The organism is Alteraquisediminimonas sediminicola (genome assembly GCF_019740335.1).
Taxonomy (GTDB): domain Bacteria; phylum Pseudomonadota; class Alphaproteobacteria; order Sphingomonadales; family Sphingomonadaceae; genus Alteraquisediminimonas; species Alteraquisediminimonas sediminicola.
In genome coordinates this window covers 95,966-118,808 of the sequence record NZ_JAHXZS010000003.1, presented here as the reverse complement: position 1 = coordinate 118,808, position 22,843 = coordinate 95,966, and the positions used below count along the sequence as shown (strand labels likewise).

17 protein-coding genes are annotated in these 22,843 nt (G+C 57.3%); 16 read left to right on the top strand and 1 reads right to left on the bottom strand.

All coding sequences use genetic code 11. From position 1 onward, the window contains the following. Positions 1–16: 16 nt before the first annotated feature. The 16 genes from K6117_RS08540 to K6117_RS08465 all read left to right on the top strand — a co-directional run bounded on the left by K6117_RS08540 (position 17) and on the right by K6117_RS08465 (position 21,739). Entirely contained in the window at positions 17–2,077 is a 2,061-nt protein-coding gene (locus K6117_RS08540; RefSeq protein WP_221793967.1) for a 3-hydroxyacyl-CoA dehydrogenase NAD-binding domain-containing protein, read from the top strand. A 27-nt stretch (positions 2,078–2,104) separates the two neighbouring features. Next, positions 2,105–2,890 carry an enoyl-CoA hydratase-related protein gene (locus K6117_RS08535; RefSeq protein ID WP_221793965.1) on the top strand — a complete coding sequence of 262 codons (786 nt, stop codon included), beginning with the start codon at positions 2,105–2,107 and terminating at the stop codon, positions 2,888–2,890. A 73-nt stretch (positions 2,891–2,963) separates the two neighbouring features. After that, the gene (locus K6117_RS08530; RefSeq protein ID WP_221793963.1) at positions 2,964–4,553 is read left to right on the top strand and encodes a fatty acid--CoA ligase; all 1,590 of its coding nucleotides are present in this window, start codon (positions 2,964–2,966) and stop codon (positions 4,551–4,553) included. Between the two features lie 114 nt (positions 4,554–4,667). Beyond that, entirely contained in the window at positions 4,668–5,840 is a 1,173-nt protein-coding gene (locus K6117_RS08525; RefSeq protein ID WP_221793960.1) for an acetyl-CoA C-acetyltransferase, read from the top strand. A 232-nt stretch (positions 5,841–6,072) separates the two neighbouring features. Further along, entirely contained in the window at positions 6,073–6,570 is a 498-nt protein-coding gene (locus tag K6117_RS08520) for a nuclear transport factor 2 family protein (RefSeq protein WP_221793958.1), read from the top strand. 59 nt (positions 6,571–6,629) lie between these two features. Continuing rightward, complete coding sequence (locus K6117_RS08515; protein WP_221793956.1) at positions 6,630–8,291, top strand: flavin-containing monooxygenase; 1,662 nt, start codon at positions 6,630–6,632, stop codon at positions 8,289–8,291. Between the two features lie 16 nt (positions 8,292–8,307). Beyond that, entirely contained in the window at positions 8,308–8,622 is a 315-nt protein-coding gene (locus tag K6117_RS08510; RefSeq protein ID WP_281422124.1) for an EthD family reductase, read from the top strand. 73 nt (positions 8,623–8,695) lie between these two features. Beyond that, a complete protein-coding gene (locus K6117_RS08505; protein WP_221793952.1) occupies positions 8,696–10,123 on the top strand; it encodes an aldehyde dehydrogenase family protein in 1,428 nt (475 codons plus the stop codon). A 48-nt stretch (positions 10,124–10,171) separates the two neighbouring features. Continuing rightward, positions 10,172–12,295, top strand: a complete 2,124-nt coding sequence (locus K6117_RS08500) for an acetate--CoA ligase family protein (protein WP_221793950.1) — start codon at positions 10,172–10,174, stop codon at positions 12,293–12,295. Beyond that, a complete protein-coding gene (locus K6117_RS08495) occupies positions 12,292–13,077 on the top strand; it encodes a crotonase/enoyl-CoA hydratase family protein (protein WP_221793948.1) in 786 nt (261 codons plus the stop codon). The genes K6117_RS08500 and K6117_RS08495 overlap by 4 nt, the downstream gene beginning before the upstream one ends. A gap of 53 nt (positions 13,078–13,130) precedes the next feature. After that, entirely contained in the window at positions 13,131–14,624 is a 1,494-nt protein-coding gene (locus K6117_RS08490; protein ID WP_221793947.1) for an acetyl-CoA acetyltransferase, read from the top strand. A 141-nt stretch (positions 14,625–14,765) separates the two neighbouring features. After that, positions 14,766–15,089: a hypothetical protein gene (locus K6117_RS08485; RefSeq protein WP_221793945.1), complete on the top strand. Its 324-nt coding sequence runs from the start codon at positions 14,766–14,768 to the stop codon at positions 15,087–15,089. Between the two features lie 128 nt (positions 15,090–15,217). After that, complete coding sequence (locus tag K6117_RS08480) at positions 15,218–17,074, top strand: linalool dehydratase/isomerase domain-containing protein (RefSeq protein WP_221793943.1); 1,857 nt, start codon at positions 15,218–15,220, stop codon at positions 17,072–17,074. Between the two features lie 35 nt (positions 17,075–17,109). Continuing rightward, positions 17,110–18,216 carry an NAD(P)-dependent alcohol dehydrogenase gene (locus tag K6117_RS08475; protein WP_221793941.1) on the top strand — a complete coding sequence of 369 codons (1,107 nt, stop codon included), beginning with the start codon at positions 17,110–17,112 and terminating at the stop codon, positions 18,214–18,216. A gap of 177 nt (positions 18,217–18,393) precedes the next feature. Continuing rightward, complete coding sequence (locus K6117_RS08470; RefSeq protein ID WP_221793939.1) at positions 18,394–20,667, top strand: TonB-dependent receptor; 2,274 nt, start codon at positions 18,394–18,396, stop codon at positions 20,665–20,667. Positions 20,668–20,806: 139 nt separating this feature from the next. Then, entirely contained in the window at positions 20,807–21,739 is a 933-nt protein-coding gene (locus tag K6117_RS08465; RefSeq protein WP_221793937.1) for an alpha/beta hydrolase, read from the top strand. Here the strand turns inward: K6117_RS08465 and K6117_RS08460 are convergent. After that, positions 21,725–22,732: a LysR family transcriptional regulator gene (locus K6117_RS08460; RefSeq protein WP_221793935.1), complete on the bottom strand. Its 1,008-nt coding sequence runs from the start codon at positions 22,730–22,732 to the stop codon at positions 21,725–21,727. The genes K6117_RS08465 and K6117_RS08460 overlap by 15 nt on opposite strands. Positions 22,733–22,843: the final 111 nt, after the last annotated feature.

Here is a 22,843-nt window from a genome sequence, read left to right as displayed (position 1 = left end):
TAGAGGATGCGGTGTGATGGCGAAGGTGTCGAACGAAGAAATCTGCAACGGTATCGGCGTTCTGGAGATCGACTCTCCACCGGTGAATGCCCTAGGCGCGCAGGTGCGCTGTGCGCTGGATGAGGGCCTGCGGCGAATGATGGCATCTGCGGATGTAAAGGCGATTCTCATCATCTGCGCGGGTAGGACCTTCTTTGCCGGGGCGGATATTTCCGAGTTTGGCAAAGCCATTGTGGGGCCGGATCTCGGCGAAATATTTACGCTGATCGAGATGTCGGACAAGCCTGTAGTGGCGGCCATCCATGGATCGGCGCTGGGCGGCGGTCTCGAATTGGCGCTGGCCTGCCATTATAGGATCGCCGTCCCCTCTGCAAAACTTGGCCTGCCCGAGGTGAAGCTGGGACTGTTGCCCGGTGCGGGCGGGACGCAGCGTCTGCCGCGCATTGTGGGGGTGGAGACGGCGCTGGATCTTATCGTGTCCGGCAGAGCCATTAGTGCGCATGAGGCGCGCACACTTGGCGTTGTAGATATGCTTGCAACCGAAGGTGGGCTGCGTGACGATGCTATCGCTTATGCCCGATCCGTTTTGGACCAACCACTGGTGCGGGTGCGCGATCGACAGGACAGGCTGGAATCTGCGCACGGCAAGCCGGAGATATTCGCTGATTTTCGTAAGAAGAATGCGCGCAGCTTTCGTGGATTCAAGGCGCCTGAAAATATCGTGAAGGCGATTGAAGCGGTGGTAAATCTGCCCTTTGATGAGGGGCTGAAGCGCGAATGGGCGTTATTCAAAGAGCTTGAGGCATCAATCGAAAGTCTGGCGCAACGTTATTATTTCTTCGCAGAACGCGAGACGACCAAAATTCCGGATGTTCCCAAAGATATCCCGACAATACCGATCGCGACGGTCGGCGTCATCGGTGCCGGTACGATGGGCGGCGGCATTGCGATGAACTTCCTCAATATCGGCCTGCCTGTCGTGTTGGTCGAGATGAGCGAAGCGGCATTGGATCGCGGCCTTGGGGTGATCCGTCGCAATTATGAAAATGCGACCCGTAAGGGCCGGATGACGGCGGCCGATGTTGAACAACGCATGGGCCTGATCCGGCCTGCACTTGATTTTGCGGCGCTCGCGGATGTGGATCTCGTGATCGAGGCGGTGTTCGAGGAGATGGAGGTCAAGAAGGATATCTTCCGCAAGCTGGATCGCGCGACCAAGCCGGGCGCGATACTCGCATCCAATACGTCCTTTCTCGATCTTGATGAGATTGCGGCGGCGACATCGCGTCCCGAATGGGTGGTCGGGTTGCATTTCTTCTCGCCTGCGAATGTCATGCAGTTGCTGGAAGTCGTGCGCGGTCGACATACGTCGAAGTCTGTCATCGCGACGGCCATGAAACTCGCCAAGACGATTGGCAAGGTGCCGGTGCTGAGCAAGGTCTGCAATGGGTTCATCGCCAATCGCATCATGGCGCAACGGCAAATACAGGCGGATGCGTTGGTGCTCGAAGGCCCAAGTCCGCAGGAGATCGATCAGGCCGTCTTCGATTATGGTTTTGCCATGGGGCCGTTCCAGATGATCGATCTTGTCGGGCTTGATGTCATCGGCAGGGGCGCGACAACACGCAGTGTTGCCGGCGATCTGGTGGCCATGGGACGACTGGGGCAGAAACAGGCGGGCGGATATTATGATTATGACGAGCACCGCCACGCAACGCCCTCGCCGGTCGCGGCAGAGGTGATCGCCAGCTTCGCCGTCGATAAGGGGGTGGTGCCATCCGGCAAGCAAGCTGCTGCCGACATATTGGCGCGCCTGTTGTTTCCGGTGGTGAACGAAGGCGCAAAGCTGCTGGAGGAAGGCATCGCGCTGCGGGCGTCCGATATCGATGTGGCCGCGATCCTTGGCTATAATTGGCCGGTCTATACCGGTGGGCCGATGTTTTGGGCGGATACTATAGGCCTTCAAACAATCGTGGACTCATTGCGAGCTTTGGAAACACGCTATGGCGCCGCTTTTACCCCCTCTAAATTACTCGTCGAGCTGGCGAAAAGCGGCGGCAGCTTCACGCGCGGGTGACGTTCGGACGTTGAGAGGATCAAGTACATGACATATGAAAAGATCATACTGAACAATGAAGACGGCCTTGTTCGTCTGACATTGAATCGTCCGACCGTTTTGAATGCGCTGGATGAACAACTCGTCAGCGAACTCTATGATGCACTCGACAAGCTTGGGCATGATGATCGCGCGCGGGTGTTGTTGATCACGGGGGCTGGCCGTGCGTTTTCGAGTGGTGGGGATCTGGCAGGCGGGGATCTCAGGCCCGGCGAAGTAGATGCGGGGCGTTTTCTCGAGACGCATTTTAACCCGGTGCTTGAACGATTATTCAGCCTGCCGATCCCGATTGTGGCGGCGGTGAATGGAGCCGCGGCGGGTGCCGGCTGTTCGCTTGCGCTTGCTGCCGATATTACGATCGCCGCCTATTCCGCGTATTTTCTGCAGGCGTTTATCAACATCGGCCTTGTTCCTGATGTGGGGTCTACCTGGCTGCTGCCCAAGCAGATTGGACGCGCACGGGCGAATGGGATGATGATGTTGGGCGAACGCATTCCGGCTGAAACCGCGATGGAATGGGGCATGATCTGGAAGGCGGTGCCTGATGATCGACTAGTCGAGGAAGCGGACGAGATCGCCCGTCGTTTCGCGGCAGGCCCGACCCGCGCCTATGCGATGACGCGCAAGGCCATTCGCAACGCGATGGAGGGGACGTTGACATCCACCTTGCACGAAGAGCGCGTCAATCAGGAGCGTGCTGGACGAACCGCCGATTTTGCCGAGGGGGTTGCGGCATTCATCGAAAAACGCCGGGCAAAATTCACCGGGCAGTGAAGCCCATATCCCCGGCGATGCGGAGCATGTTTGGAAGCGGCGTTAATTTCTGTTGAGGTGGGTTGAAATGAATATGCGCAGTTCAGATTCTGTCGATCGGCCCGATAATTTGGGGGACGTCATTCGCGCACATGCGCGGCTGCGCCCGGATTCAATCGCGTTCCAGTTTGAGGGCGTGGAAATCTCTTATGCAGCATTCGACCGGCAGGCGAACCAGATCGCGCATGCATTGATCAATGAGGGCATCACTGCCGGTGATCGCATCGCCTATCTTGGCAAGAATTGTACCGCCTATTTTGCATTGCTGATCGGGGCGGCGCGGATCGGTGCGGTGCTGGTCCCGGTGAACTGGCGGCTTGCTCCGCCCGAGATTGAACAAATCTTGCAGGATTCAGGCGCGCCCCTATTGTTTGTCGGCGCGGAATTCGAGGCAGCTGCCAAGGCGTCGACCCACACGAACAGCGGCATCAGGAAAATCATCGCCATCGAAGGGGAGTTGGCCGATTTCGAACCGATGGAGCGCTTTGCAGGGGGGCAATCAGATGCCCCGCCCGCTTATGTCGCCAAGGGCGATGATCCGGTAGTCCAGCTCTATACGTCCGGGACAACGGGCTTGCCCAAGGGGGTGGTGCTGACGCATCGCGCGCTTTTGCAACAGCGCTACGACCTTCAAGAAGCCGGAGTGTCATGGGCGCTTTGGGATGAACATGACATCAGCCTGCTCGCGATGCCCGTTTTTCATATCAGCGGCACGGGCTGGGGCAATTACGGCATGTTTGCAGGCGCCAAGTCCGTCATTGTGCGCGAATTCGAACCCAGCAAGCTGCTCGACCTGATTGAAAAAGAGAAGGTGAGCCGCCTCTTTCTTGTCCCGGCCGCGTTGAAGATTCTGCTGGATGATCCCCGGTCAGGGCAGATCGATTATAGCTGTGTCCGGGGGATCAATTACGGGTCCAGTCCGATACCGGAAGCATTGCTCAAACGGGCAATCGATTTGATCGGACCGATTTTTGTCCAGCATTATGGATTGACGGAAACGACCGGCACCGTTGTCGCGCTCGACATCGAGGACCATGACCCGCCGGGGAACCCGAGGCTGCGTTCCTGTGGCCGGGCCGTGGCGCAGACCGAGGTGCGGATTGTCGATCCCCATGGCAATTGCGTGGCGCCGCGCATCGCCGGGGAAATCCAGATCCGGTCATCGAGCAATATGCTCCATTACTGGAAACAGCCCGAGGCAACGGCCAAGACGCTGACGCCGGATAATTGGCTGCGCACCGGGGATGCGGCATGGATGGATGAGGATGGCTATATTTTCATCCTTGATCGCATCAAGGACATGATCATTTCCGGCGGTGAAAATATTTATCCGGTTGAAGTGGAAAATGCGATCTTCGGGCATCCCGTGGTGGAGGAGGTGGCGGTCATCGGCGTCCCGGACGATCGCTGGGGCGAGGCCGTCAGGGCGGTGATTGTGCTGAAACCCGGCGAACAAGCCGATACCCAGTCGATCGAGCAATGGGCGCGTGCGCGTATCGCCGGATATAAAGTGCCGAAATCCTATGTTTTCGTCGATAGCCTGCCGCGCAATGCTTCAGGCAAAATCCTCCGTCGCGAAGTGAGGGCGGCGGCATGGGCGGATCAGGTGCGACAGGTCAATTGACAGGCGCGTCGGATTGTCCGCGCGCCGGCGACATGCCGGATCAAGCCAGAGATCGACATATTGATAATGGCCAGCCCCAATGCGGGCGGCCTGATTGCCAAAAGGAGTGAGGGAATGAGCGAAGCATATATCGTAGAGGCCGTTCGGACGGCAGGCGGGCGGCGCAATGGCTATCTTGCGGGCTGGCATCCAGCGGATATGGCGGCGGAAATGCTGAACGCCCTGATCTTGCGCACCGGTCTTGATCCAAAGGCGGTGGAAGATGTCATCATGGGATGCGTGACACAAGGCGGGGAACAGTCGACAGCCTTGGGGCGCACAGCGGTGCTGGCCTCGATGTTGCCGCAGACCGTGCCAGCCGTGACGATCGATCGCCAGTGCGGTTCTTCGCAGCAGGCGGTGCAATTCGCCGCGCAGGCGGTGATGTCCGGCACGCAGGACATTGTGATTGCCGCAGGCGTGGAAAGCATGACGCGCGTGCCAATGGGTTCGAATGTCATGCTGTATGCGGATCAGGGTATCGGGGTTGGACCATGGAGCCAGCGGGTCAAGGATCGCTTTGGCGTCGCATCGTTTAGCCAGTTCGAAGGTGCGCAGCAAATTGCCGATAAACACGGGTTCGATCGCGAGGCGCTGGATAGCTTTGCGCTGACAAGCCATCAACGGGCCGCGCATGCCACGCAATCTGGCGCTTTTCACGCTGAAATCGTGCCGCTTGCCGTGGAAACGCCGGACGGCACGATCATGCATGATTGTGATCAGGGCATTCGCTATGACGCGAGCATGGCATCGATTGGCGCGCTGAAGCCTCTGGCAGAGGGTGGTACGATTACGGCGGGCAATGCGAGCCAGATGTGTGACGGTGCGTCTGCAGTGCTGGTTGTCAACGAACGCGCGCTGAAGGCGCATGGCCTGACCCCGATCGCGCGCATTCATGGGCTGACGGTGACCGCAGGCGATCCCGTCATCATGCTGGAAGAGCCAATTGAGGCAACGCGTCGCGCCCTTGCCCGTGCGGGGATGTCGATCGATGACATTGACCTGTATGAAGTCAATGAAGCCTTTGCGTCGGTGCCGTTGGCCTGGCTCAAGGAACTCAGGGCCGACCCTGAAAAGCTGAACGTCAATGGTGGCGCCATTGCCTTGGGGCATCCGCTTGGATCAAGCGGGACCAAGCTGATGACGACATTGGTCCATGCGCTGCGCGCGCGGGGCAAGAGATATGGGTTGCAAACGATGTGCGAGGGTGGCGGCATCGCGAACGTGACAATTATCGAACGACTGTAATGGACAGTGCGCGCACATCACCAAGGTGAACGGCGGCGATGTGCGCGCCTTCTTTTTGATGCCAATCCGATGGCCAGTCCATTGGGCAAGGCGGTGCTGTGCATGGCGCCGAGAGCACCCGTTTCTGATTGCGCCGCCATTCATATCGGCGGTCGATAAATTTGGTCCGAATATTGATTGGACCCACGCTCCAGCCAGCGGCAGCATGGCAGAATAAACGATCTGTTCAAATATGATCGATAATTATATGGAGATGGGTGTCATGCCAACGCATGAAGAATTGCTGGTGCCATTGGGAAAAATAGGCGAAGCCTTTTCTCCGGGAAGCGACAAATCAAAAAACATATCTATTTGGGAGGAAGCTCTCACAGAAGATGTTGTATGGGAAGCGCCGTTTGCCGAGCCGCCTATTTATATCAAGGGTCGCCGTGCGGTTGGTATGTTCTTTGACTGGTTGTTGGAAAATGTACCAAATTTTGAAATGGCACTTGAGAATGTCTATTTTACGGAAGGAGAAGCTTCCTATGTCATTCAGGTGTCCGGTGGCGGGCCAGTTCTAGGCGGCGGCGTCTATAATCAGCAATATTTCTCGCTCATTCGCATACATGACGGAAAAATATCCTATTTTCGCGAACACTTCAAAGTGGCGGAAACCTACCGGGCGTTTGGCCGGGATCGGTTCCATGATTCAATTGCGGAAATGCAGCGCGTTGCGGACGGCGACGCCTGATCGGCGCGTACAGCAACGCGCTCTTTCTGCCCCAATTCATTCCATTCTTGAGGTCTTCCATGAGCAATATTTTAGGCGTGTCCGCCGCAAACAATAAAGAGATTTACGCTGATGCCATCGTCATCGGCGCAGGTTTTGCAGGTCTTTACGCAGTCTACCGCTTGCGTGAAGCCGGCCTGTCTGTGCTGGGTCTGGAAAAAGCCATTGGCGTGGGCGGCGTGTGGTATTGGAACCGTTATCCCGGCGCACGTTGCGACATCCCGAGCCTTGAATATTCCTATTCATTCTCCGATGAATTGCAGCAGGAATGGAACTGGAAAGAGCGATTTGCCGCCCAGCCTGAAATTCTGGAATATTTGAATCATGTGGCGGATCGTTTCGATCTCCGTCCGCATTATCGCTTTTCGACGACAGTGACTTCAGCGGCCTATGATTCTGCCACTGGTTTGTGGACCTTGCAGATTGAGGGCGGTGGGCAGTGCCGCTGCAAATATTTGATCCCTGCTGTCGGCAGCCTCTCTTTGCCTAAGGCCATGAATTTCCCGAGCATCGAAGAATTTGCAGGGCCGGTCTATCATACAAGCCATTGGCCCCATCAGAAGGTCGATTTTGCGGGCAAGCGCGTGGCCGTCGTCGGCACGGGCTCGTCCGGGGTGCAAACCATCACCACCATCGCGAAGGATGTTGAAAAACTCTATGTTCTTCAGCGCACGCCATGTTTCAGCGTGCCGGCGCGGAATTGTCCCGCCGATCCAGTTATCGATGCCCGGATCAAAAGCAATTATGCGGCGCTCCGCAACAAGGCGCGCAGCACTGCATCCGGCTTTGCCATTGATGAGGCGACCAAGCCGGCGCATGCGTTCAGTGAGGTGGAGCGTCGCGCCCAGATGGAACGGTGCTGGGCAGAGGGCGGCCTCGAATTCGGCGGCAAGATATTCTCGGATCTGGTCGTATCGGAAGAGGCGAATGAGATTGTCGCGGCCTTCATGCGCGACAAGATTGCCGAGGTCGTGAAAGACCCCAAGACGGTGGAGTTATTGACCCCGCGTTCCTATCCGGTCGGATCGAAGCGCATGTGCGTCGATACGGGTTATTATGAAGTGTTCAATCAGGACAATGTCGAACTGGTGGATATTTCCGAGAGCTCGGTTGAATTCACGCATAACAGCGTCATCGCGGATGGCCGCACGTTGGAAGTTGATGCCGTTGTCATGGCGACAGGCTTTGATGCGATGACCGGCCCTCTTTTGAAAATGAATATCTCGGCGGATGGCAAAAGCCTTGCGGACGCATGGGAATATGGCGCGAAGACGATGCTGGGCGTGATGGTGGCCGGATTCCCGAATATGTTCCTGATCACCGGACCGGGGAGTCCATCGGTGCTCAGTAATGTGGTGTTGTCGATTGAACAGCACGTCAACTGGATCATGGACCTCGTCTCCTTCATGGAACAGCAAGGCATTGCCTCTGTCGCGACCACGGTCGAGGAGCAGGAAAAATGGATGGGCCATGTCGCGGATCTGGCGGAGGGCACATTGTTCACGCGTGCCGATTCTTGGTACATCGGGGCGAATGTGCCGGGTAAGCCGCGTGTCTTCATGCCGTATCTGGGGGGGGTGAAGACCTTTGCCGAGACATGCGCGGCGATCCGTGATGCGGGCTATCCCAATTTCAATTTCCAATACGCCAACGCGCTGTCGGACAGATCTGTCGACGCATAATAGAGGATAGCCGATCATGATATTGACGATCTTTTATCCTGTTGAACAGATGACCAGATTCGACGAGGATTATTATGTGCGGACGCATATCCCCATGGCCAAGTCGATCTGGGATGGTCTGCTCGACTATGTCGAGATGATCAGCTTTTCCCCGGCAGAAGGGCAGATGTCGCCCTATCGGATGATCACCGTGATGCGCTTCACCTCTGCGGATGCCTTTGCGCAGGCGATGGCGGATCCGCGTATGGCGGAATTGCAGCAGGATGTGGCGGTGTTCACGGACTCTCAACTGGTTGCGCATGTGGGGGCGCGTGCGGCTGCATCTGACTAAGCACAGATTGGCGCGTTTCGACACTTTTGTGGTCGGATAGCCGACCGTTTCAATATGATATCGGGGTCTTTTCATGGAATATGATCGTAACTACGTCATGACGATTGGCGGTAAGCGGGTCGAAGCTCGACCGGCGATTGATGTGATAAATCCTGCCAATGAGACGGTGATTGCATCGGTGCCTGATTGCAGCCGTGAACAGCTTGATCTGGCGGTGGCGGCAGCGCGTGCCGCATTTCCGGCATGGCGCGCGCAACCGATCGATGCGCGCAAGGCGCTGGTGCGTCAAATTGGCGCGGTGCTTGCCGCACATGCCGGTGATCTGGCGCGCTTGCTCACATCCGAGCAGGGCAAGCCTATTCAGGATGCCGAAATGGAAATCGCGGCGGCGGTCTATTGGTGCGACGGCACGGCCAGCCTCGATTTGCCGGTGCATGTCAATGAAGACACGCCGGAACGGCGTTCGGTGACGCAGCATGTGTCATTGGGTGTGGTGGGCGGCATCGTGCCGTGGAATTTTCCTATCCTGCTCGCGATTTTCAAGATCGCCCCGGCATTGATTGCGGGCAATACGATGGTCATCAAGCCATCGCCCTTCACGCCGCTGAGCCTGATGAAGCTGGGCGAATTGCTGCTGGATGTGTTGCCGGCTGGCGTGCTGAACATCGTGGTGGGTGGCGATGAGGTCGGGCCTTGGATGACCGAGCATCCCGAAATCGACAAGATCACCTTTACCGGGTCGACCGCGACAGGACGTCGCGTGATGGCCAGCGCCTCGGCCAATTTAAAGCGCATGACGCTGGAACTCGGCGGCAATGACGCGGCCATCGTGTTGCCGGATATCAACATTGAGGAGATGGCGGAGCGCCTGTTCTGGGCGGCATTCGCCAATAATGGACAAATCTGCATCGCGACGAAGCGGATGTTTGTCCACAAGGACATTTATGATGCCGTGCGCGATGCGCTCGTCGCTTATGCCCGGACCGTCAAGGTCGGTGATGGGGCAGAGCAAGGCACGCAAATCGGGCCGATTCAGAACCATATCCAGTTCACGCGGGTAAAGGCGCTGATTGCGGACGCGCATGCCAAGGGGCTGGTTTTTGCCGTTGGTGGTGAGGTGCCCGAAGGCAAGGGCTATTTTGTGCCAATCAGCATCGTCGACAATCCGCCGCAGGACAGTCGCGTCGTATGCGAAGAAGCCTTTGGTCCCGTGTTGCCACTGATCAAATTCGACGATCTCGATCAGGTCATTCGCGATGCCAATGCGAGCGAATATGGTCTTGCCGGCTCGGTGTGGACGAGTGACCTGGCCAAAGGGGAAGAGGTCGCGGCCCGGATGGATACGGGCACGGTGTGGGTGAATGAGGTGCAATATCTGTCCCCATTCGCGTCTTTCGCGGGACATAAGCAATCCGGTTTCGGGACTGAAAACGGCCTTGAGGGCCTGCTCGAATATACCAGCCCACGCACGATTGTCGTGAAGAAAAACCCTGCGCTTTAAGGCTGTAACAGCACAAATGCGCGCACAGCGCAGCCGGAGGAATACAGAATGACAGTGGGTAGGGATGCAGGGCTGGCACGCTTGTTCAATGCGCGTTCGATTGCGCTTGTCGGTGCGACCGAACGTTCGGTCTGGTCGAATACGGCCTGGTCGAACTGCACGACAGTTGGGTTCGACGGGGTAATCCATCTTGTGAATGCCAGAGGCGGGACGGTGTATGGGCAGACTGCCGCCACATCCTGCGCCGCGATTGGCGCACCTGTGGATGCGGCGCTATTGATGGTGCCGGGCGATGCATTGGAAGGCGCATTTGACGATTTGCACGCCGCAGGCATTGCCAATGCAATCGTGCTGTCGTCTGGTTTTGCCGAACTTGGCGCGGCGGGTGGTGAACGCCAGAAGAATTTGCTGGCGAGCGCGCGGGCGCGGGGCATTCGTTTGATGGGGCCGAACACGCTCGGATTTGTCAATATCGGCGGCAGCGTATCGATCTGGACAAGCCAATTGCCGCCAGTGTCGAAAGGCTCGATTGCCGTTGTGTCGCAAAGTGGCGCCACCGGTTCCTATATCAGCGCCTATGCCGCGCAACAGGGATTGGGGCTGAGCTTTCTGGCCGCGACGGGTAATGAGGCGGATATCCGCATTGATGATGTCATCAGCTATCTTGCCGATGATGAGGCCACCAGTTGTATGCTGGTTTTTCTGGAATCCGTGCGCAATGCGGATGCGCTGGCCAAGGCCGCCGACCGCGCGCTTGCGGCGGGAAAGCCCTTGATCGCGATCAAGATCGGGACGAGCGAGCATACGGCTAAGGCGGCTTTGGCGCATACCGGCGCATTGGTGGGCGATGATCGGGTGTTTGACGCTGCCTGTCGCAAGCATGGCATTATTCGCGCCCATTCGATTGAGGAAGCGGTCGCAACCGCTGGCCTGATGTCGCAGACCTTGCCGCGTCCGGGCAAGCTGACCCTGATTTCGATTTCCGGCGGTATTTGCGAAATCAGCGCCGACCGTTGCGATGCGGTGGGGGCACCACTGCTCGATTTCGATCAGGACCTGCAAGCATCGCTGGCGGATATTCTACCAGATTTCGGCACGCCGCATAATCCGCTCGACGTGACGGGCGCAGCGATGTTGAAGCCGGAATTGTTCAGCCAATGCGTGGAAGCGCTGGCCAATTCAGAAGATGTCGGGATTTCCGTCTGCTTGTTTGATGCACCGGACGATCATCAATCCGGGCTTTTGAACAGCATCATTGAACAGGTTGCGGATGGCGCGGCCAAGGGCGATGCGCCCACTGTCTTGATGAGTGTCGCGCCGCGTCCGGTGTCAGCAGTCACCAGAGGCATTACCGATGCCCATAAATTGCCATATATTGGTGCGGGTCTCGATCAGGGTTTATTGGCGGTATCGAACGCGATGCATTGGGTTGAACGGCGTGGCCAATGGCGTGAAGCGCCGCCTGCCGTACGTCCTGATGAGAAACGGGCAAGACCCGTGACCGAACGTGAAGCCTTGGCCTATCTCGATCAGCAGCATGTACAGGTCGTCCCGATCCGGTTGGCGCACAGTGCAGACGAGGCCGTCGCTTTTGCGCGCGCCAATAATGGCCCGATCGCGATGAAAGTGTCGTCGCCGGACATTGCCCATAAGACCGAGGTCGGCGGGGTGGCCTTGGGGCTGGAGGGCGATGAGGCGGTTGCGGCTGCCTATCGACAGATGATGGAAAGCGTGACCCGGCTGCGTCCCGATGCCGAGGTCGAAGGCGTCTTGATTGCGCCGATGCGGACCGATGGGGTGGAGTTGTTCGTTGGCGTCATGCGGGACGATCAATGGGGACCCACCATTGCCGTGGGCTTGGGCGGTATCTGGGTGGAGTTGTTGAAGGATACCAGCATCCGCTTGTTGCCGATTGACAAGGAAGAAGCGCGTTGCATGCTTTCAGAGCTGCGGGGCAGCGGTATCCTTGATGGTTTCAGGGGCGGGCAGGCGGTAGATCGCGATGCGCTGGCCGAAGCGATTGTGGGGATTGGCAATGCAGCATTGGCGCTTGGGCCGGATCTGCTCTCGCTGGAGGTGAATCCGTTACTGGCGCGTCCGGAGGCGGTGGAGGCGCTGGATGCGTTGGTCGGCTGGGCCGGGTGCGATCAGGCCGAGGGAGTGGCGGCATGAGCATTGTCCATGATGCCATTCTCTTCGAGCTTGTGCAGCCGCATACCGCATTGGTGACGATCAATCGTCCCGATGCGCGCAATGCCGTCAATGGCGATGTGGCAACCGGTATCGATGCCGCCCTGAAACGGATCGAGGCGGACCCGGATATCTGGGTGGCGATCATCACCGGCGCTGGCGGCAATGCCTTTTGCGCTGGCGCCGATTTGAAGGCGCTTGCCTCGGGCGAGGGGGCGCGGTTGGCAACGCGTGATGGCGGCTTTGCCGGATTCACCAGTGCGCCGCGCACGAAGCTGTGGATTGCGGCGGTGGAGGGCTTTGCCTTGGCAGGCGGGTGCGAAATTGCGCTGGCCTGCGATCTGATCGTCGCATCGCGCGAGGCCAGCTTCGGCTTGCCTGAGGTCCGGCGCGGGTTGATCGCGGCGGCGGGCGGTGTCTATCGCCTCCCGCGCTGCCTGCCGTCTAAGCTCGCGCTGGAATTGATCGCGACCGGTGGGACAATCTCTGCGGCGCAGGCCCATCATCATGGGATGATTAATCGACTGGCGGATAAGGGCGGCGCATTGGCAGAGGCGCTATCGCTTGCCGCCGCCATCAATGACAACGCCCCCTTGGCTGTGCGCGAAAGCCTTGCCATCGCCCGACAGGCGGTCGCGCAAGATGAAGCGGCAATGCAGCAATTGAGCGATGTCGCGATTGCGAGGGTGACGCAGAGTGATGACTTTCAAGAAGGCGTGCAGGCGTTCGTTGAGAAAAGGGCGCCGCGCTGGACCGGACGATAATACCAGTTCGGTTATGAGCTATATGAATTGAGCAAGAACGGTGGGCCGCCTTTATGCAATATCCTCCTGAACAAATACCCGTCATCTTCGCGATAGGAGAACAGACTTTCCGGCCTAAATCGCTCGCGGAGAGTATGGACCCGGTATCGTTGATGTCGCTTGCGATCGATGCAGCGGAAGATGACTGCGGCGTTGCTTTTGCGGCCCAGACGGATTCAGTCGATGTCGTGAGCCAATATAGCTGGCATTATCGCGATGCCGGTCAGGCGCTGGTGGATAAGCGCGGCATTGCGCCCAAGCGCGTCTATTATGCGCCCGCAGGGGGGGAATCGCCGATCCGTTTGATCCATGAGGCCGCCATCAGGATCATGCGCGGTGAGAGCAAGGTGGCGATTGTTGTCGGTGGCGAAAGCCAGCACAGCGTGACAGCGGCGGAACGTAGCGGTTTTGCTTTGCCATGGCCGCCACGGGAAGAAGAACGCCGGCCCCGCTTATCTGCCGAGGACATCTTCCTGCCGATTTCGCTCAAATACGGCCTTGTGCAGCCGGTGATCCTCTATCCGTTCTATGAGAATGCAGCCTGTGTGGCTTGGCATCAATCGCCGCGAGAGGCGCTGGCCGAGTCAGGTGAGTTGTGGAGCGGCTATTCCGAGGTGGCGGTGCGTAATCCCTATTCATGGGGGCATGAGGCGCTCTCGCCCGACACGATCACGACACCGACGGCGGACAATCGGATTATCGCATGGCCCTATACCAAGCGCATGGTTGCCAATCCTTCCGTCAATCAGTCTGCGGCGGTGGGGATCACCAGCCTTGCATGGGCGAGGGAGCACGGCATTCCTGAAGATCGGCTGGTGTATGTCGTGGATGGGGTCGCGGCGATCGAACCGCGCGATATTCTGCAACGCGATCAATTTTGTTCAAGCCATGCCCAGGATGTCGTGCTGGAAGAAATCGCGCGGGTCGCCGGGCCTGAAGGTTTTGCCTATCAGGAATTATACAGCTGTTTCCCGATCGTCCCGAAATTGGCGCGGCGGCGGCTTGGCCTTGCCCCTGATGCGGCAATGACGGTGACCGGCGGCCTGCCCTATTTCGGTGCGCCGTTGAACAATTATATGACCCATGCGGCCTGCGCTATGGTGCGGATGTTGCGTGCCAGCGGAGAACGCGGCCTGCTTTATGGGCAGGGCGAGTTCCTGACCAAGCATCATGCGCTGTTGCTGTCGGCGCGACCGGTCCATGTTCTGCCGCGCGCAGACTATAATTTGACGCATGTGGCCGATGCACGTCGCGGCCCATGCCCGCCTTTGGTTGAAAATGTCACGGGCGAGGCGCGGATCGAAACCTTTACGGTTGTCCATGGCCGCGATGGCGCGCCTGCCTTTGGCATTGTCATTCTGGCCATATCGGACGGTCGGCGCACATTGGCCCATGTGCCGTCAGCGGATGTGGAGACGATTGCGCGGCTTGAATCCCTTGATGCGTCTCCCATTGGCCTTACGGGCCAGATCAAGCTGGTCGATGGTTTGCAGATCTTCCGCCTCTGATTTGGCGGGATCTGCACGGCGCTACATATATCGGGACTGAATAAATCCACCCCTGAAATCGATTGGACCAACTCTGTCAGATCAGTGAAGCTGAACCTCATAAGCGGCGAACAACGTCCGCAGGGTTAGGAGTGGAGAGAGATGGCCTGTTGTGCCTTCGCGGTATTTTTGGTCGCCCAGATATTTTTTCTGGCCCACAAGGTCCGCGTCTTCTTTTTCGGTGCGACACCGGAAGAAGCGGCTGTAGCCTCGTCTGCGGTCGCTTGGTATCCCGGGCAAGTGTCGAAGAACGCGGTGCCGACCCCGCGCTGGTATCGTCGTAAATGGGCGATGGCCGCAGGCGGCGGGTTCGTCCTTGCCGGTCCATTGGCGGCCTATGCGGCGATGAGCGGTGCCCCCGCTGCCAAGGCCTCTGGACTGCCATTTCCTATCACCATTTGCGGCGCTCAACTGAGCGGGGGTTGAGGCTGTCCTCTCATTTGCCCCCCCCCTTTTTCTTTTAAAAATCCGATCTCGGAGAAATGCTGATGTCAACCGTTAACACCGAGCCGACGACGGTCCCCGGGTTTGAGTGTCCGCCCTGCCTTGGGCCTGTGACTAGCGCGCGTAAACGCCGCACGTTGATTGGCTATTTGTGTTTCTGTGTGCTGGGATGCGTGCCTTATCTCATCGGCGCATCGGCGGCTTGGCAAGCGGCCGGGTTCGGTTTGCTGTTCCCGGGCGCTGGGTTCATTTCTGCCGGGGGGTGGGCGTTGCTGCTCTTTCCCCTTACCTTGCTGTTGTTCGGGGTGTGCCTGATTGCATGGTTCGGTTCCGGCATGATTATCGCGCCGACCTTCCTCTGGCTGGGCACGGCGATACTTGCCGGGGCGCTGACAGGCGATGCGATCACGGCCTATGGCCCTGCCAGTGCCGTCGCATTGGTATTGATCAGCGCCTATTTGATCCGGCGGCGTAATGCGAAGCGGTCGTCGGCGGATCTCGCCTTATTTGCGGTGCGTCAGCAATATTTGCCTTCGATGATCGAAAAAGTGCGGGCCGATGCCGCTCCGCGTCTGCCGCAAAGCGAGCGTGAGCTGAGCTTAGCCGATCTGGGCGGTGTCCGTTACATGCTGGATCGTGCCTTGCAGCCGGTGGAAGAGTTCAATGGGTTCGACAAGATCGACCAGTTCCAGACATCAGCCTTGCGCTATCAGATTAATCTGCTCGGCTATGGCCTTGCTTTGTCCCAGTGTAATCTGACGCCGAATTTCCACGGCTATGTATCGCAGGCGCAGCGTAATCTTGTGGATAAATATCTGCAGAAGAAGGTCTGGGATTACTGGATCTACGAAACGGCATGGGGACATTTCAACTTCACGAATTTTGACCCGGCAGGCCGTGATAATGTCATGCTGACCGGTTGGCTGGGCTTGCAGGCGAACCTCTATATGTCGAACACTGGCGACAGGCGTTATGCGTCGGAGGGCGGTCTGCCGTTCAGGCTGAATCGATCGACGACCTATCAGCACAGCGTCCATACGCTGGCCAAGTCGGTGCACGATAATTTCCAATCCTCCCCCTTTGGTCTTTATGCGTGCGAACCGAATTGGATTTATCCGATCTGCAACTTCTATGGCATGACCTCGCTCGTCATTCATGATCGTCTGCATGGCACAGATTATGTCCAGCCGACCTTGCCGTCATGGCTGCGTAAGCTCGATGCGGAGTTTACCGATCAAAAGGGTTCGGTGATCGGCTTGCGGTCAGATTTGACCGGTATGGAAGTGCCTTTCCCCACCGGGGAAATCGCCTTTGCCACGATGACCAACAGCTTTGCCGCTGATCGTGCCGAACGCATGTGGGCCATCGCCCGGGCAGAGGTCGGATCGCTGCTGACAGACGGTTTGAAAAAAGAGTCCCGCCTGCCGTTACCGGGGGCTGGCATCGATACCGGCAATTATCGTCGCGGCCATGTGGGCAGCTATGCCGGCATCATTCAGACCGCACATGAATTTGGCGATGAAGAGTTTGCCCGGGTCGTGCAGGATACGCTCGACGAATATGGGGCGCTTGAAGAGCAGGGCGGCGTGTACCGTTTTGCCAAAGGGTCGAATCAGGCCAATGCATCGGCCGCCTATGCCCGTTTCTGGCGGCGTGGCGATTATCATAATGCGATCACCAACGGACCACCGGCCACGGCCTTTACCGGCCCGTTGTTGACAGGTGCATCCTATCCGGAGGTACTTGTCGCTGCGGCCACGAGCAGGGGCGATGATCTGCGGCTGGTCCTGTATCCTGGCACATCCCAATTGCGGCAGGAACTGAAGGTCGAGCGGTTGAAGCCGGGGCGTCGCTATCAGGTCAAGGGTGGTGGTGAACAGCAGATCACTGCCGAGGCCGATGGCACTGCCACTTTCACCGTCAATCTTTCAGGTCGCACCGAAGTGCTGATCCAGCCCGAAGCCTGAGCCCTGAAAACAAGCCATATTGGACAGGAGATCACATGGAAATCACCGCAGCAGTGGTTGAAGGCGCAGGCGCCGATTTCTCCCTTGAGCGTCTCGAACTGGATGAGCCGCGTCCCGAAGAGGTCCTTGTACGGATCGAGGCGGCAGGCGTTTGCCACACGGACGTGCTGTGCCGGGACCATGGCGTCGGCAGTGTTTTTCCGGCGGTGCTAGGGCATGAGGGTGCTGGCATTGTTGTGCGGGTGGGCAGCGCGGTAAAGGCCGTCCAGCCGGGTGATCGCGTTGTCCTGACCTTTCGCTCCTGTGGCGTGTGTGGGCAATGCACGTCCGGTAATCCGGCCTATTGCGATACGATGCCCTATCTGAACTACGCTGGCAGGCGGCTGGATGGCACCAGTGCGATCAGCCGCGATCATGCGCCGGTCGGCAGCAATTTTTTTGGGCAATCGTCTTTCGCAACCTATGCGCTCACCTATGAAACCAATCTGGTGAAGGTGCCGGACGATATCCCATTGTCGGTGGCGGCGCCGCTTGGGTGCGGCATCCAGACCGGCGCGGGCGCGGTGATGCGTTCGCTGGATTGCAATGCAGGTTCTTCGATTGTCATCATCGGCGGCGGCACGGTCGGGTTAAGCGCGACATTGGCGGCAAAGGTGCGTGACTGCGCCTGCATTATCGTGGTCGAGCCAATGGAATCGCGTCGGGCCTTGGCGCTGGAAATGGGGGCAACCCATGTCATTGATCCGATTGGCGCAGACGTTGCTGCAGCGGTGCGCGCCATATTGCCCATCGGGGTGGATTTTGTCGTCGATACGACCGGTCGCGCGGACATACTTGCCACCGCGATCACTTATCTGCGGAGCCGTGGCGCCTTGGGGCTGGTCGGCGTGCCTGCACAACCAGATGCGCAACTCTCGCTGACGATTGGCAGCTTTCTCACGTCCGGTCATCGCGTCATCGGCATCATTGAAGGGGATAGCAAGCCCGATGTGTTTATTCCCGAACTCCTACAGCTCTATCGCGAAGGGCGTTTTCCCTTTGATAAGCTGATTACGACCTATCCATTCGAGAAGATCAACGACGCCATCAAAGCGCAGCATCAAGGGCACTGCATCAAGCCGGTGCTGGTGATGGAACCGTAAAACCTTTTGGGGACAGCATTTATAGGTGGGGATTATATATATGGGCCAAAGAAATATTTATAAATTCAAAATTTGGAATTATACATATAGATGAAATAAAATTCACAATAAAAATAAAATAAAGCACTTACATAAAAGTGCATTTCTACTAATTAATATAGTGGGAGGATATATAAGATGAATAATAAAATGAAAAAATATATGTACTCTGGGATATTCTCCATTGTTGCCGCTGCTGTTGCAGTGCCTGCCATGGCTGAAGTGTCGGAAAATGCATCTAATGATAATGCCGGCGATATTATCGTCACGGCGCAGCGTCGTTCTGAATCGATTATGAAGGTCCCGGTGGCGATTACTGCGCTGACCAATGAGGCGCTGACCCAGCAGGGAATTACCCAGACCAGTAATCTGAGCGGCGCAGCGCCCTCATTGCAGGTGAATAGCCCATTTGGCGATACGCAGCCGAACTTCACGATCCGCGGCATCGGCGTTGGCAATGAATATACAGCCAACCAAGCCTCGCCAGTGGGGATCTATACCGACGATGCTTATATCGCAGCCCGCGCCGGGCATGGCATGCAAATCTTCGATCTTGAACGCGTGGAAATTCTGCGTGGTCCGCAGGGGACGCTTTATGGTCGCAACACGACCGGCGGTGCGATCAACTTTATTTCGGTCAAGCCCTCGCTCTCAGGTACAAAGGGCTATGGCCAGCTTGGCTATGGCAATTTCAATTCCTTCAGTGCGCAGGCGGCGTTCGAAACCACGTTGAGCGAAGGCATTTCGGGTCTTCGTGTCGCCGTGAATTACGCGAAGGCCGATGGCTATGTGAAGAATCTGTATCCGAGCGAAGAAGATGCGAACTCGATCGATACGCTTGCCGGTCGCGCCATTCTTCGTCTGGCCCCCAATGACAAGCTGGACATCACGTTGAAGGTGACGGCCAGCCACGCCAATCCGACGCAGGCTGCGGTGATTGGCCTCGGTATGGGACCCAATGACAAGAATCTCGTGCAAGGCTATTCTCGTGCAGAGCGGGGCTTGGGGTTCTGGCAAGTCGAACATCCCCGCATCGGTTATAACCCGACCGATGCTTATGGGTCGCAATTGACCGTCGCCTATGAGCTGGACGATGCGCTGACGCTGACCTCCATGACCTCTTATGACCATGTGAAACAAGGTCTGTATCAGGAAGGCTCGGGCACGCGCCCGGGGAATTTCAATCAGCTGATCGATACTGGTTATGTGAACACGTTCAACATGTTCAACCAGGAATTGCGCCTGTCATATTCGCGCGGGGACACCAATATTCAAGGTGGTCTCTATTATGGCTATGACAAGGATCATAACCATAGCAATGCATGGCTTTTCGACGGCTATTTGATGCTTGATTATCAGTATAATCAGGTGCGTAAATCCACGGCGGCATTTGCGCAGATCGATCAGAAGCTGGGCGACCATCTGGGGGTAACCGCAGGTCTGCGCTATACGATGGATCGGTCGCGCTACAAGGACTTCTATGCACAATGGGCGTCAGGGGCCGGTTATACGGGTGAACGTGATCTCACCATGTTTGACGATCCATCGACCTCTTATTTCCTGCATGGTTCATATGCGAATGGGGCCATTGTCACCGAGGCGCCGCTCAAGCAGAAAACGAACCGCCTTACCGGTCGTGCGGCGATTAACTACACGTTCGACAGCGGTGCAATGGTCTATGCCAGCTATAGCCGCGGCTATCGTGCGGGCGCTTTCTGCGGTGGATGCGTGACCACGCCTACTGTTGAAACGGCCAAGCCTGAAAAGGTCGATGCATATGAATTGGGGGCCAAGGGTCGTTTTCTGGACGGTGCACTGGATCTCTCGGCAGCTGCGTTCTGGATGGACTATCAAAACCAGCAGCTGTCCGAAATTGTTGGGGTAGATACGCATCTTCGCAATGCGCCCAAATCGCGTATTCGCGGTGTAGAAGTTGAATCTTTGGCACGGCTGACAGACAAGTTTCGGGCCAAGCTACAGGTCAGTGTGCTGGAGGCCGAATATCGCAAATTGGATTTGACGGCAGGCTTTTACGGGCTGCAGAATCTCAAGGGCAATGCCCAGCCGTTCGCACCAAAGCTGACGGTCAATGCTGGGTTTGATTGGGATGTTGCCAATCTCGGCGTCGGCGTCATCAATTTCGCGCCAACAGTCATTTATACCAGCAAGATCTACTTTACGCCGTATAATGATGTGGGTGGTAACGAGCGTCTGCACGAAGGTAAGAATGCCAAGGTCAATGCCCAGCTTTCATGGACGGGCGGCCCATACACGGCGCGTCTGTGGGTGAACAATCTGCTGAAGCGTAAATCCTATGTCTATGGCCTCGATCTTCGTCAGTCGTTCGGCTTCGATTATCTGGTGCCGGGCGCGCCGCGGACATTCGGTGCTTCGGTACGATACGCCTTTTAAATTTCACATCCTTTGAACGTCACGACGGACGCATGACATATTTCACTGTCATGCGTCCGTTTGTCGTTCCTGATCATGTCCATGAACGAGAAACGGAGTCCATATGGTCGATAGAAGACTAGACCCTGAACTGGCGGCAATGTTTAGCATGCTGCAGCTCGATTCATGCCCTTTGTTCGACCTCAATAATCTGGCGGCTGCGCGCGCGGTGATGCAAAATATTGCCGACGCTGGAAAGTTAAATGCGCCAGCACCCATTGGCGTCGTGATCGACGAGGTTATCGTGCCGGCAACTGAGGATGGCCCTGATGTGTTGCTGCGCATCACAAGGCCGGAGTCCTGCCCGTCGGCAACGCCAGCGCTGCTCTGGTTTCATGGTGGCGGCATGGTGATGGGCCATGCCGCGCAGGACGATCCGCTGGCTGCCCGGCTGGCGAGGACGCTCAATTGCCGCTTTATCAGTGTAGAATATCGGCTCGCGCCGGAGCATCCGTTCCCGGCTGCCCTGCATGATGGCTTTGCTGCTTATGCGTGGCTGGTCGCGCATGGCGATGAGATTGGCGTCCGACAGGATCAGATCGCTTTGGGCGGTTTCAGTGCTGGGGGCGGCTTGGCCGCAGCTGTTGGGCTGATGGCGCGGGATCGAGGTCTACCAATGCCGCTTTTCCAGGCGCTAATGGCACCGATGCTGGATGATCGCCAGCAGACGCTTTCAAGCCAGGAAGATCAATATATGGGCGTCTGGAATCGCCATGCGAATGCCTTGGCGTGGAAGGCGTATCTGTCAACATTGGAGGGCAATATCCCCGTTTATGCTGCCCCTGCGCGCAGCCAGAAGCTCGCCGGACTGCCCCCTGCCTTCATCGCGGTCGGTGAGTTGGATTTGTTTCGAGATGAGGCGTTGGCATATGTGCAGCGACTTGTCGCAGCGGGTGTGCCGACAGAATTTCATTTATATCCCGGCGCCTGCCATGGTTTTGAAGGGCTGAACCCGGAAGCATCCATCAGTAAGTCGCTTGATGCCAGTTGGATCGCCTATATGACGCGGCAGTTCGGATTAGCTCGCGTATGAATGGCCGTGTTCCACCTGAATGGCCGCCGCGAAATTGGCGCGTGCAAATTCCGGATTGCGTGCGGCAAAACGTTCGGCGGCCTTCCATAAGCGCTGAGTAGCGCTATTGGGGGTGCCGCGTGCGCGAAACAGCGCCAGTTCGGTCCATAAAGAGATGCCCTCGATCTTCTTGTACAAGATGTTGCCGACATCCAATTGCTGTCCGAACCAGCCCAAGGAGATAACCGGCACACGGCGTTCGCGGACGTAAAGTTCGAGTGCGAGTGCATGTGCTTCCAATGGGACATGCACATGGGCCCCTCCGCTTTCCAACACGGATTGAATTTGCTTGGTGAAGAATTCGCCATGCTTAGCGTCAAGCATCCCGATTTCATGTCCTTGCAATGCATGCAGAGGGATGCCGTCATATTGCGCCAGCGGGTGCTCCTTTGGCACCGCCATCAGTACCGGCCTTGTGGCGAGTGTAATCCTCGGCAGATCGTCGGGCACGATGATTTCAGAGCGATCGACCTGTGACTGCTCCCGATTGAACTCGGCGCGCTCGACGGGAAAGCTGATGAGCAAGGCCAGGTCGATGGTGTGACTGTCGATCATGGAGAGTATTTGCTGCTTGAAGGCATATTTCAGATCGAGTTCCGTACCGGGGCATTCGACCTCGAATTGGCGCAGGAGATTTTCCTTTTCAGGAATGCCCGTCGTGTAAAATGGCGTGCCGATATGGGCGGTGCTTCTGCTGCTTCTCAGCGCGGTTTGAAAATCGCGTTGGGCGTCAACCAAGCGGATGGCGGCGGGGAGGATTTCCTGTCCCATTTCCGACATTTCCACCTTGCGCGTTGTACGCACAAATAAGGGGGAGCCGATCACATCTTCCAACCGCTTGATCTGTGCGGACAAGGTGGGCTGGGTCATGTTCAGCGATGAAGCGGCAATGCTGAAGTTGAGCTTTTCTGCCAAGGCAACAAAGCATTGCACCGTCCTGATTTCGATATGCATGTCGCATCCCCTCTTGTTGCCGATCTTCGTTGGCTGACAGTCGCGTCGTGTATCTTATTTCTTCATATCACATGCTGTTTGTGTGAATCTCCTCCGCAACTTTTAGGCGAG

Coding starts and splice junctions, on each gene's coding strand:
- K6117_RS08540 (WP_221793967.1), top strand. CDS start 17: ATGGCGAAGGTGTCGAACGAAGAAATCTGCAACGGTATCGGCGTTCTG.
- K6117_RS08535 (WP_221793965.1), top strand. CDS start 2,105: ATGACATATGAAAAGATCATACTGAACAATGAAGACGGCCTTGTTCGT.
- K6117_RS08530 (WP_221793963.1), top strand. CDS start 2,964: ATGCGCAGTTCAGATTCTGTCGATCGGCCCGATAATTTGGGGGACGTC.
- K6117_RS08525 (WP_221793960.1), top strand. CDS start 4,668: ATGAGCGAAGCATATATCGTAGAGGCCGTTCGGACGGCAGGCGGGCGG.
- K6117_RS08520 (WP_221793958.1), top strand. CDS start 6,073: ATGATCGATAATTATATGGAGATGGGTGTCATGCCAACGCATGAAGAA.
- K6117_RS08515 (WP_221793956.1), top strand. CDS start 6,630: ATGAGCAATATTTTAGGCGTGTCCGCCGCAAACAATAAAGAGATTTAC.
- K6117_RS08510 (WP_281422124.1), top strand. CDS start 8,308: ATGATATTGACGATCTTTTATCCTGTTGAACAGATGACCAGATTCGAC.
- K6117_RS08505 (WP_221793952.1), top strand. CDS start 8,696: ATGGAATATGATCGTAACTACGTCATGACGATTGGCGGTAAGCGGGTC.
- K6117_RS08500 (WP_221793950.1), top strand. CDS start 10,172: ATGACAGTGGGTAGGGATGCAGGGCTGGCACGCTTGTTCAATGCGCGT.
- K6117_RS08495 (WP_221793948.1), top strand. CDS start 12,292: ATGAGCATTGTCCATGATGCCATTCTCTTCGAGCTTGTGCAGCCGCAT.
- K6117_RS08490 (WP_221793947.1), top strand. CDS start 13,131: ATGCAATATCCTCCTGAACAAATACCCGTCATCTTCGCGATAGGAGAA.
- K6117_RS08485 (WP_221793945.1), top strand. CDS start 14,766: ATGGCCTGTTGTGCCTTCGCGGTATTTTTGGTCGCCCAGATATTTTTT.
- K6117_RS08475 (WP_221793941.1), top strand. CDS start 17,110: ATGGAAATCACCGCAGCAGTGGTTGAAGGCGCAGGCGCCGATTTCTCC.
- K6117_RS08470 (WP_221793939.1), top strand. CDS start 18,394: ATGAATAATAAAATGAAAAAATATATGTACTCTGGGATATTCTCCATT.
- K6117_RS08465 (WP_221793937.1), top strand. CDS start 20,807: ATGTTTAGCATGCTGCAGCTCGATTCATGCCCTTTGTTCGACCTCAAT.
- K6117_RS08460 (WP_221793935.1), bottom strand. CDS start 22,732: ATGCATATCGAAATCAGGACGGTGCAATGCTTTGTTGCCTTGGCAGAA.